The organism is Bradyrhizobium cytisi (assembly GCF_008123515.1).
Classification (GTDB): domain Bacteria; phylum Pseudomonadota; class Alphaproteobacteria; order Rhizobiales; family Xanthobacteraceae; genus Bradyrhizobium; species Bradyrhizobium cytisi.
Genome location: NZ_VSSR01000006.1, coordinates 131,042 through 140,777 on the forward strand (window position 1 = coordinate 131,042; position 9,736 = coordinate 140,777).

At 61.5% G+C, this 9,736-nt stretch carries 11 protein-coding genes and 1 pseudogene; 7 read left to right on the forward strand and 5 right to left on the reverse strand.

All coding sequences use genetic code 11. From position 1 onward, the window contains the following. Positions 1-276 precede the first annotated feature (276 nt). The 3 genes from FXB38_RS03320 to FXB38_RS03330 form a co-directional block, all read right to left on the reverse strand. A complete protein-coding gene (locus FXB38_RS03320) occupies positions 277-669 on the reverse strand; it encodes an NUDIX hydrolase (protein ID WP_148749342.1) in 393 nt (130 codons plus the stop codon). A 155-nt stretch (positions 670-824) separates the two neighbouring features. Beyond that, complete coding sequence (locus tag FXB38_RS03325; RefSeq protein WP_148749343.1) at positions 825-1,940, reverse strand: AI-2E family transporter; 1,116 nt, start codon at positions 1,938-1,940, stop codon at positions 825-827. Positions 1,941-2,107: 167 nt separating this feature from the next. Then, positions 2,108-2,833: an outer membrane protein gene (locus tag FXB38_RS03330; RefSeq protein WP_187434629.1), complete on the reverse strand. Its 726-nt coding sequence runs from the start codon at positions 2,831-2,833 to the stop codon at positions 2,108-2,110. Positions 2,834-3,090: 257 nt separating this feature from the next. Between FXB38_RS03330 and FXB38_RS03335 the strand changes: the two genes are divergently transcribed. Continuing rightward, positions 3,091-3,318: a hypothetical protein gene (locus FXB38_RS03335; protein WP_148749344.1), complete on the forward strand. Its 228-nt coding sequence runs from the start codon at positions 3,091-3,093 to the stop codon at positions 3,316-3,318. Between the two features lie 165 nt (positions 3,319-3,483). Here the strand turns inward: FXB38_RS03335 and FXB38_RS03340 are convergent, their stop codons facing one another. Beyond that, positions 3,484-4,428, reverse strand: coding sequence for an AraC family transcriptional regulator (locus tag FXB38_RS03340; protein ID WP_246229633.1), 945 nt, complete (start codon positions 4,426-4,428; stop codon positions 3,484-3,486). Here FXB38_RS03340 and FXB38_RS44580 point away from each other — a divergent pair. The 5 genes from FXB38_RS44580 (at position 4,372) to FXB38_RS03360 (ending at position 7,621) form a co-directional block, all read left to right on the forward strand. Beyond that, positions 4,372-4,497 (forward strand): hypothetical protein, encoded by a 126-nt coding sequence (locus FXB38_RS44580; RefSeq protein WP_283812710.1) that lies wholly within the window; start codon positions 4,372-4,374, stop codon positions 4,495-4,497. The two genes, FXB38_RS03340 and FXB38_RS44580, sit on opposite strands and share 57 nt — an antisense overlap. A 164-nt stretch (positions 4,498-4,661) precedes the next feature. Beyond that, complete coding sequence (locus tag FXB38_RS03345; RefSeq protein WP_148749346.1) at positions 4,662-5,432, forward strand: alpha/beta hydrolase; 771 nt, start codon at positions 4,662-4,664, stop codon at positions 5,430-5,432. 109 nt (positions 5,433-5,541) lie between these two features. Beyond that, complete coding sequence (locus FXB38_RS03350; RefSeq protein ID WP_148749347.1) at positions 5,542-6,417, forward strand: alpha/beta fold hydrolase; 876 nt, start codon at positions 5,542-5,544, stop codon at positions 6,415-6,417. Positions 6,418-6,479: 62 nt separating this feature from the next. Further along, complete coding sequence (locus FXB38_RS03355) at positions 6,480-6,974, forward strand: DUF302 domain-containing protein (protein WP_148749348.1); 495 nt, start codon at positions 6,480-6,482, stop codon at positions 6,972-6,974. Positions 6,975-7,093: 119 nt separating this feature from the next. After that, the gene (locus FXB38_RS03360) at positions 7,094-7,621 is read left to right on the forward strand and encodes a hypothetical protein (RefSeq protein WP_148749349.1); all 528 of its coding nucleotides are present in this window, start codon (positions 7,094-7,096) and stop codon (positions 7,619-7,621) included. Positions 7,622-7,937: 316 nt separating this feature from the next. Here the strand turns inward: FXB38_RS03360 and FXB38_RS03365 are convergent, their stop codons facing one another. Next, positions 7,938-9,005, reverse strand: coding sequence for a serine hydrolase domain-containing protein (locus tag FXB38_RS03365; protein ID WP_148749350.1), 1,068 nt, complete (start codon positions 9,003-9,005; stop codon positions 7,938-7,940). 322 nt (positions 9,006-9,327) lie between these two features. Here FXB38_RS03365 and FXB38_RS03370 point away from each other — a divergent pair. Then, a pseudogene (locus FXB38_RS03370) lies at positions 9,328-9,736 on the forward strand (site-specific integrase); the annotation flags it as partial.

Below are 9,736 nucleotides of genomic sequence, written 5' to 3' on the forward strand. Positions count from 1 at the left end.
GCCCAGAAGCAGACGACCCCGTCAAAGAGCGCTGGCGAGGATGAGCGCGAGCAAGGCGACGACATAGCCGCGCATCGATCTTACAAATCTTCCGGTAACGAGAAGTATCATGCCCCGACGCGAAAAAAACCAGTGCGCGGAAGCACTGGGGCGTTTCAAGGAAAATGGATTGGTAAGGCAATGACGTCTTTGTAGCAGCCGTCCCCGCGTCAGTCTGTGAACTGGTTCACACATCTCGCGAGGAATGATCGGACGATTTGTCACACCCTGAGCAGCTCACCGCCGCCGCGGCTTCCTTGGAAACAGGCGATCGCGGATGTAGCGCGAGGTTGCGGTCAGGCGGATCCCGCGCGGCTTCTGCCAGGCGGCGCGGTCGATCTCCTTCTTGTCGCCGATCGCGAGCCGGCCCTTGGCGCTCTTGGCGATGAAGATCGCGTCGCTCATCTTGCGGCCCGAGCGCTTGTTCTTGGCTTTCACTTCCTTCCAGAGGCTGATCCGGCCGAGCTTCAGCTTGGGCAGCTCTTCCTTTATCTCGCGCCGCAGGCAGTCCTTCTCAGTCTCACGTGCGCGCTTGCGGCCGCCCGGAAACATCCACAGGCCGTCCACCCGTCGCCTGACCAACAGAACCTTGCCGCGCTTGGCGGCAACCAACTTGGAGGACTTCGCCATACCTGTCGCAAACCGAGAAAAGAATCGGGCTATCGTAACTTGTCTATGTCATTAGACAAGTTCGGCGACCGCCCCGGATACCCGTCGGCTCCCATCGTTGTCCACGCGCATGCAATGTGCGGCAAACGTCCGGGCGACCTGCTGGGGCTGCCCGGCTAGCGAGCCTCGTCGGCTGGCGGCATCGCATTCGGCTTTGCAGCCGCGGTTCGGTCCTCGGTCCGGATCCATGCCGCCGCCACCTCCCACGCCACGGACAGGATGATCGGCCCGATGAACAGGCCGACGATACCGTGGGCGAGCGTGCCGCCGATCACGCCGACGAAGATCACGATAGTCGGCGTGTTGAGACCGCGCCCCATCACGAGCGGCTTCAGCATGGTGTCGAGGAAGCCGACAATGACGAGGAAGACGGTGAGCACCAGCGCCGTGGTCACGTCCTTGGCGGTCCAGATCCAGATGATCACCGGCAGCAGCACGAGGAAGGCGCCGATCTGCACGATCGACAGCAGCAGCACGATGAAGGCGAGCAGGCCCGCGCTCGGCACGGCTGCGAGCTTGAAGCCGATGCCGGCAAGCAGCGCCTGCACGATGGCGACGCCGATCACGCCTTGCGCCACGGCGCGGATGGTGGCGCCGCCCAGCTCGAGAAAATGCTCGCTCTGCGCCGGCACGATGCGGGACAGGAAAGCGCGCCCGGCCGCAACCAGCCGGGGTCCGTGCGGAAACAGGAAGCCGGCCACGAACACCGAGACCAGGAACTGGAGCGTGCCGAGGCTGGCGTCGCCCGCGAGCACAAGGAGCGGTCCCGCCAGCGGCTGGAGATAGGGCGCGACCTCGCGCAGCACGGCGCGGATGTTGTTATAGGCCTGGTCCCAGAGCTCGTAGAGCGTCGGGCCGATCACCGGCCACGACTTGATCGACTCCGGCGCCGCCTGAAGCGTGAGGTCGCCGGTGCTAAGCTGGTGCGCCAGCTCCCTGCCCCCGTCCACGGCACTCACGCCGAGCCATGTGGCCGGGCCGAGCACGATGCCGAGCGTGATCAGGGTGAGGATCGCAGCCGCGGTCTTGGGCCGGCCGCCGAGGATCTTGGCGACCCAACTGAAGGCCGGATAGAACGCGACCGCGAGCACACCGCTCCAGGCCAGGATCGGGACGAACGGCCTGATGATGTAGAGCGTCCAAAGGATCAGCAGCGCCAGCAGGCCGAGGCGGATCACGAGCTGAATGACGTCCTCGCCCGTCAGGAGCTGACGCAGACTTTTCACAGGCACGGCTTTCCTTGCGGCATCAACCCGGGTTCCGGCACTTGCGCGGGCTAGGGTTATTGCCAGCCAGGAGCCGGGCGTCAAGACGACCGGGTGCGCCTCCGGCCGGTCGGGGACCGGCCGCGTTGTGCTTCAAGATGACGCTGCGGTGACGAAGGTGCCCGAACGAGCCCTCAGAAGTGATAGTTGACGCCCACCGTGCCGGTCTGGATGTTCAGCTTCACATTGGCGGGCGAGGCCACCAGATTGCCCGTCGTCACGGGCTGCTCGGTGAGGGCGCCGAAGCCCAGATAGTTGTACTCGGCCCGCACCGACCAGTTCGGCATGAACATCCACTCGACGCCGCCGCCGGCGAGCCAGCCGATGCGGTTGAAGCTGCCGTTGGCTGAACCGGCGAGCGCGCCGGCCAGGCCGTTATCGGCGCTGTACTTGTCGCGGGTAAAGGCAGCGCCGCCCTTGGCGTAGAGCAGCACGCGGTCGAAGGCGACGCCGAAACGGCCAGCGACAGTGGCGATATAGTCGTTCTTGAGCGAAAGGTTGAAGCCAGCACCGCCGCCGAACGGGCCGCCGGCATTGAGCGTGATACTGGACCAGGCGCCGGTGCCCTCGAGGCCCACCACGAAATTGCTGATCTGGTAGTTGCCGCCAATCTGGCCGCCGACCACGCCGCCGCTGGCCGAAACCGAGCTCCAGGTCGCTGCGGGATCGGTCGGATCGATGCCGGTCCACTTGCTCCAGGCGCCGCCGCCATGGGCGCCGATATAGAAGCCTGTCCAGGTGAAGATCGGAGCCGACGCGATCGGCGCCTTGACCACCGGCGCAGGTTCGATGATGTCAGCCGCAAAGACCGGTGTTGCCAGCGACAACAGCGCAGTCGTCAAAATCAGTTTCTTGCCCATGATCTCATCCCCAATGACTTTCGCCCGTCCCGACCGGGGCGATGGGTGAAATCTACCTGTCCGATGAAGGGGGCGCTTGGACCGACCGGGGCGCGATTTGGACTGACCAGCGCTGCGGAGATCGGGAAATCCTGCAAATTCCGCGACAATAGCGGGTTTGGCTAACGACGATTAACCGGATTTCCGAGGGTCGGTTTACGCCGATGCAAAGGCTCGCACCTACGCTTGCGCCAGGTCCCAAAAACACTTGCGGTGCAATGGCCAACAGCATCTGGACGATCGAAGAATTCACCTGCCCCGGTTGCGGCATGAACTACGCTGCGACAAGGGAAGAGCACGCCGAGCCGCATTCCGGTCAGTTCAAATGCAGCATCTGCAGCGGCGTGGTGCACTCCTGGTCGGGGAAGCATCATTTCTTCGGCTGGTCGGCGGTGAAGACCAAGCCGACGGTGTTTGGACGGCGATGGGCGGGAGTGGGTTGGTAGGCTCGCGCGGCTGGCAATTCGGCCGAGCTTGATTGCAACGATGGCCCCGGGATTCGCGCGGCCAGAACTAGGCAGTTTGCCTGCAAAGCCGGCGGCATCGTGTGACTGGTGACTACGTCCGCTTTGCTCCTATAGCAGACATGGCGACGGCGCGCTTGCTCGAGGTCAATAGGATACTTGCGCTTCCGCGGCGTCAGATTGCGCATGGCCTCCGTCGGCGCGTCGAGAGGCTCGGTAGCGGCCGGGCGACAGTCCGTGATGCCGGTGAAACAGCTTCGAAAATGCCGCCGCTGTCTCGTAACCGACACGGCTCGCAATTCGTGCGATCGGCTCATCGCTGGTTTCCAGCAGGAACGCCGCTTCCGCCATCCGGCGTTCGATCACATAACGGTGCATGGATTGGCCGACGAGCTTGGTAAAGCGCGCCGAAAATACCGAGCGGCCGAGCCCCACGCGCTGGCCAAGGTCGCTCAGGGTCCAGGGCCGCTCCGGGTTTTCATGAATCAGCTTGAGCGCCGGTCCGATATGCGGGTCAGATATGGCCCCGAGCCAGCCGCCTTGTCCGGGATTGAGAGACGCGATCCAGCTTCGGAGCACCTCGACAAACAGCACTTCCGTTAATCGTGAAAGCGCGACGCGTTGGCCAGGACGCTCGAGCGCGGACTCGGTGACCATGCGGCGCAGGATTGCTTCAAGCCAACCACCGTCTGCGGTCGGCTTCAGCAGGAGCACGGGCGGAAGTAACTCCAGCACGCTGCCAAACAGCGGCCGGGACACCGTGAAATTGCCGCAAATCATGGTCGAGAGCGGCTTTGCGCGGCTGCCGTGACGAATGACGCCAAACCGCGACGACGCTCGATCGAGATCTGTAATCCGCAAGGGCTTGGCCCTGCGATCCGAATAAAACACGTGGGGCTCGCCGCGCGTGATCACGACAAAATCGCCCTCGGTCATCTTGAATTCCTGTCCCTGTCGGAGCGCGAGGGTCGCCGAGCCCTGGCTGAGATAGTGAAACAGGGCGTAGGGGCGCTCTGGTAACTCCAGATTCCAGGGATGGCCGAGCTCGAAGTGAAAGAGCAGCGTCCCACCGAGACGAACGCGATCGAGCACTTGGGCGAGGATGTCCATGCCGCCGAGATTAGACCGACGGACGATCGGACACAACATCCGGACGATTGATGCCTATCGTCCGAAAGGGCCGCGGAATAGCTGAGGTCGCGGCGGGCCGACGTTACGAGCGGCAACCATTTCGCCGATGGCAGATGGAAGAACCGCGACCTTGCTGGAAACGCCTGTCCATTCCCCCGGACCGAGTTCGTCCGACATGCCAATAGGAATTATCAATGCGAAATCTCCTCCTCTCAGCCGCCACCGTCCTTCTGGCCGGAACGACCATGGCCAGCTCCGTCCATTCTACCGAACTGCCAAAGGGAGCAGCCCATAACATCGTACTCGTACACGGCGCTTTCGTGGACCAGACGAGCTGGAAGCCCGTTGCTGATATTCTCACGAAGAAAGGCTACAACGTCACGCTCGTGGAAAATCCGCTTACTTCGCTCGCCGCGGACGTCGATGCCACCAAGCAGGCGCTCGCGAAGCAGGACGGCAGGACCGTTCTGGTCGGCCATTCGTGGGGCGGGATCGTCATCACGCAAGCAGGGGACGATCCCAAGGTTTCGGCGCTGGTTTATGTCTCCGCGTTCGCGCCCAGCGTCGGAGAGTCTCTGGCGTCGCTGTCCAAAGCCGGCCCGCCGACCGAAGGCGGCAACGCTATTCATCCCGACGACAAGGGCAACCTCTACATCGACCCGAAGGTGTTTCCTTCCGCGGTCGCGGCTGATCTTCCCCCGGAGATCGCCGCGCACCTGGCTGCCTCGCAACTTCCGTTAAATCACGTTGCGTTCGAGGCACCGGTCACCATTGCGGCCTGGCGCGACAAGCCGACATTCGATGTGATCAGCACCAAGGACAGGTTGCTCGCGCCCGAGGCCCAGAAGTTGTTCGCGGCGAGGATGAAGGCGCAGATAACGGAAGTCGCCGGCAGCCATGCCTCGCTCGTCGTCCATGCGAAGCAAGTCGCTGAGGTCATCGAAAAGGCAGCGCTCGTGAAGTGACGGTACTGCTCCCGGCGCTTTCGCGCCGGGAGCGCACCGGCTCGCTCAGAGGAATGCAGAACGCATTTCCCCCACTCGACTATTTCATGCCAAGCATCCGGAGGATGACATGACTCAACTCGCCATCGCGAACGAAGACGTCGCCACGCTTGAGACGGCGCCGACGCATTACGTCGAAGGCCACGGAATCCGCTTCGCCTATCGCCGTCTCGGCCCCGCGACCGGAACTCCGCTGGTTCTCCTGCAGCACTTCTCGGGCAACATCGATGCGTGGGATCCCGCCGTCGTCAACGCTCTCGCCACCAATCGCCCTGTGATCGCATTCGACAACGCCGGGGTCGGTCGCTCGACCGGCCAAACGCCTGACAATATCGCAGCGATGGCGAGAGATGCAGTTGCCTTCATCAACCTACTCGGCGTTTCTGAAGTCGACCTGCTGGGCTTTTCTCTCGGCGGCTGCGTTGCCCAACAGATCGCCGCCGAGCACGAACGGCTTGTCCGCAAGCTCATACTCGTCGGTACCGCGCCGAAAGGCGGAGAGGAACACCTGTTAGCGGTTCTGCAGCAGGCGTTCTCTCAAACCGATGCGCCGGACCCCCGCCTGCCGCTTTTCTTCACGAATTCGTCAGCCAGCCGGTTGTCCGGCCTGGCATTCCTGAAGCGGACGCAGGTTCGTAAAAACGATCGAGACATCGATAACGGCAGCGCGGTAACCGACCCGCAGGCCAAGGCGCTGATCACCTGGTGCGCCACACCTGATCCCGATCACGCCATTCTGCGCGCCATCCGCCAACCCACTCTGGTGGTCAGCGGCAGCCACGACACCATGCTGCCCGCGAACAACGCCTACGCGATGTCTAGGGAACTAAGCAACGCTCAACTGGTCCTCTATCCCGATTCAGGGCACGGCGCCCTGTTTCAGCACCACGAGATCTTCGTCAGCCACGTCCGGACTTTCCTGGACGCTCCGCCCTCGGTTGCGTGATCCCCGGTGCGTTCTGATGCGATCGAGCCACTTCAACCATGAGAGTTGGGACGGAAGATAAGATGACAATCCAAAAAGTCGAAGTTGAGCGCTTCAGCCTCACGAGTTCAAAACCTTTCGACGCTGTCGTGGCTGCGCTCAAGTCGGCGGTCGGTCAGCCTGACATTGACGAATTTTTTAGGGCGACGAGGGCAGCAAAATCCTTCCCGGATCTAGAGCGCATTGTACAAAGCAGCGTGGGCCGCACCGACCTTATGCTCTTCGCGGAGTTCGACTTGGGCGACATCTTGCGTCGCGAAACTGGATCCAAGACGCCTAAGCTCATACGGCTTGTGGTCGGCAATCCGCTCATCATGAAAGAAATGGTCAGGCACGCGCCCGATGCTGGATCTTACGCGCCAGTCACGGTCCTCATTGATGAGCGTCCCGATGGCGTTCACGTCTCTTATGACAAAATGGAGAGTTACCTGCTGCATTACGGCAGTTCGGAAGCCCTCGCCGTCGCCCGAACTCTCGATGCGAAAATCACAACTTTGCTACGCGAATGTACAAGTTAACGTCCTGAAGCCGTGCTCGGCCGATGGGAGTGAGTGTCTCATATCCATCGCGCAAAGTGACTGGCATCGTTGTGATGTGAACCAGACCCATAGCCACCGACCTGGAAGCGAATTCCCGCATGTACAAGACTCTTCTTACCACTCTCACCGCCATGGCGCTGTCCATGGGCACTGTCGGGGCTGCTTCCGCTGTCAAGGAGGAGCCGCTCGATTCTACGACCCTTGGTACGATCAAGTCGGAGTTCGGCAGGCTGATGGAATTGGCCAACAAGCACGATTTCAAGGCTCTGCATGAGATGTTCTGGCAATCGCCCTCGACCTTATTGGTGGCTAAGAGCGCGATCCAGTCCGAGGGCAACTGGGCCGGTTATTGGGGCAACGAGGCGATTGATCAGAAGCTGCATGATATCGGCAGCTCCGGTCCGGTCGTGCTCGAGCCCGATTATTCGAAGCTCAAGGTTGTCGGCCTGACGCGCGACGTCGCCGAGTCCTACGTGCCGATGAACATCACGGTCTCTTATGCGGGGCAGGATGGAACAGCCAAGCCGTTTCTTATGATCATCAATTGGCTTCGCGTCGGGAAGGACTGGAAGGTCGCTTCCGAAATCATTCTGCCGGTGCCGCCCGTACCCGCCGTGAAGGGTTAGGCGCGAGGCCTCAACTGTTCGGCACGAACCCGATAGGTCGGATTCTGGTCATTTTCGACGGTTTCATCGGAGATTGCCGGCTGGCGGATGTCTGCTTCTGCCTCCGTACGCATCCAACCGGGGCGTCATGCGATCGCAACCTTTCGAACGGTTCTTCAACCTTGTCAGGGTCTCACGAACGCGATGGCATGCGCGTGAGACGTCGCACGCTTGCGGGATCGACGCGTGCGGGCGCAGCCGCGGTGGGCACAGAACCGGACATCGTCAGCGACATAAGGTGCTGTTAGGCTGCGGCAAACTGCACCGCCCCTGCCGATCAGGAGGGCATCGCCGCAGGCAGGATAAACTCGTTTAGCAAAATGGTTTCCGGAAGGTCCATTCGGTTCGGCAGCCATGCATGGACCAGCGCGACCATGTCCAGATCCGGAACGATCATCAAACGCTGACCGCCCCACCCCATCGCACCGGCCCATTCGACGACTCGTCCACGGCAGAACGAGCGCCCGAGCCACCAATGATAACCGTAGAGGAACAGTCCCGGTCCGTTGTTGTGAGGCTTGATGGAGTCGGCGATCCAGGCCGAAGGGACGATCTGCCGGTCATTCCAAACACCGCGGTTCAGCACCAATTGACCAAGCTTCGCCCAGTCGCGCGGGCGCGCCCGCATCGCACCGCTCGCCTGCGGCTCGCCATCCGGCCATCGGCGATTCCATTCGACATCCTCGATGCCCAGCGGCGCGAACAACTCGTCCTTGGCCAGCACCTCAAGCGACTTGCCACTCGTCTTGTGCAAGACAGCACCAATCAATTCGGTCGCGCCGCTGTTGTAGTTGTAGGTACGCCCCGGCGGCGCAGTGATCGGCTGTTCCAGCACGTAGCGATAGGCATCCTTCGCGCCACGCATCTTGGGAAAGCTGTCGAACGGCTGCTTGAACTCGGACCAGTCAAGGCCGTCCGACATCGTCAGCAGATGATACAGTGTGATCGCGCTCTTCTCCGGCGTGCGCAGATCGGCATATTCGGGAAAGAAGTCCAGAACCGGCATATCCAGAGTTGTGATCCATCCACGCTGCAGGGCGATGCCGACCAAAAGCGAGGTCACGCTTTTGGTCATCGAGTTGCCATTGTGCCTCGTCGCCGCGTCGAACACTGTGTGCTTGGCCGGCTCAAGGCCATACTGATCCCGCCCGGCAGCGTACTGCTCGTACACGAGCACACCGTCGCGCGCGACGATGATGGCATGGACGTTGTCGAGCCGACCGTCGGCCACGCGCCGACGCATATCATGCAGCGGCATCGGGTCGAACCCATGTCGTGCAGGATTTCCGACACGCCAACCGTCATGAAGATCTGCAGGGCTGTCCGACACGCTCTCCGAGGTCATCGCGGCCCCTCTTGCTGAACCGCACCCGGCCAGCAGCAATGCTCCACTACCGAGAATGACGGCGCGTCGACCCACGCTGCTTATCACGTTGCACCCCCAAATGAGAACGAAAGGTTGTCTCTTCGGCGCTAAACAATCAAGGTCAACTACGCCAAACAAATTCTATCGCTTCGAGGCGTGAAGCCAAGGTCAGCTCAGGGTCATTCTCGTCCTTTCGATCGATGGAACTAGACCAAAGTACGTCTCCAATCCGCTGAAAGCCGACGTAGATCAGAGGATTGCCGGTTGAGAATGGCCAACCTCATTAACGAAGGAGGTCATCATGACAGATGTCCCAAGCACCACTGCGAACGTCTCCAAGCAGATGCCGTGGAATAAGGGAAAGATCGTCGGCGCTAAGCCGCCACTCCGGCCGAAGCACGTTTGGTCAATCCGCACGAAGCTTCAGGTCGAAGGCCAGAACCGTGACCTGGCGCGGTTCAACGTTGCGATCGATAGTAAACTTCGTGGCTGTGACGTCGTCGCGCTGAAAGTCGATGACGTGAGGACCTGACCGCTGCCTGACCACTCGGCAATACGCGCGGCTGTTATCTGATTGGCTTAGGGGTATAGGGCTCGATGCGCATCTGTTTGGAACGCATTCACTTCGCCGAACAAAGGAAACCCTGATCTACAGGCGCACAGGCAATCTGCGGGCGGTGCAGCTCCTCCTCGGAACGGCGACATACTGC

Bases quoted from the DNA above. Each gene is read 5' to 3' on its own strand.
- FXB38_RS03360 (WP_148749349.1), top strand. From the start codon at position 7,094: ATGTACAAGACTCTTCTTACCACTCTCACCGCCATGGCGCTGTCCATG.
- FXB38_RS03345 (WP_148749346.1), top strand. From the start codon at position 4,662: ATGCGAAATCTCCTCCTCTCAGCCGCCACCGTCCTTCTGGCCGGAACG.
- FXB38_RS03320 (WP_148749342.1), bottom strand. From the start codon at position 669: ATGGCGAAGTCCTCCAAGTTGGTTGCCGCCAAGCGCGGCAAGGTTCTG.
- FXB38_RS03335 (WP_148749344.1), top strand. From the start codon at position 3,091: ATGGCCAACAGCATCTGGACGATCGAAGAATTCACCTGCCCCGGTTGC.
- FXB38_RS03355 (WP_148749348.1), top strand. From the start codon at position 6,480: ATGACAATCCAAAAAGTCGAAGTTGAGCGCTTCAGCCTCACGAGTTCA.
- FXB38_RS03330 (WP_187434629.1), bottom strand. From the start codon at position 2,833: ATGGGCAAGAAACTGATTTTGACGACTGCGCTGTTGTCGCTGGCAACA.
- FXB38_RS44580 (WP_283812710.1), top strand. From the start codon at position 4,372: ATGGCCGAGCTCGAAGTGAAAGAGCAGCGTCCCACCGAGACGAACGCG.
- FXB38_RS03350 (WP_148749347.1), top strand. From the start codon at position 5,542: ATGACTCAACTCGCCATCGCGAACGAAGACGTCGCCACGCTTGAGACG.
- FXB38_RS03365 (WP_148749350.1), bottom strand. From the start codon at position 9,005: ATGACCTCGGAGAGCGTGTCGGACAGCCCTGCAGATCTTCATGACGGT.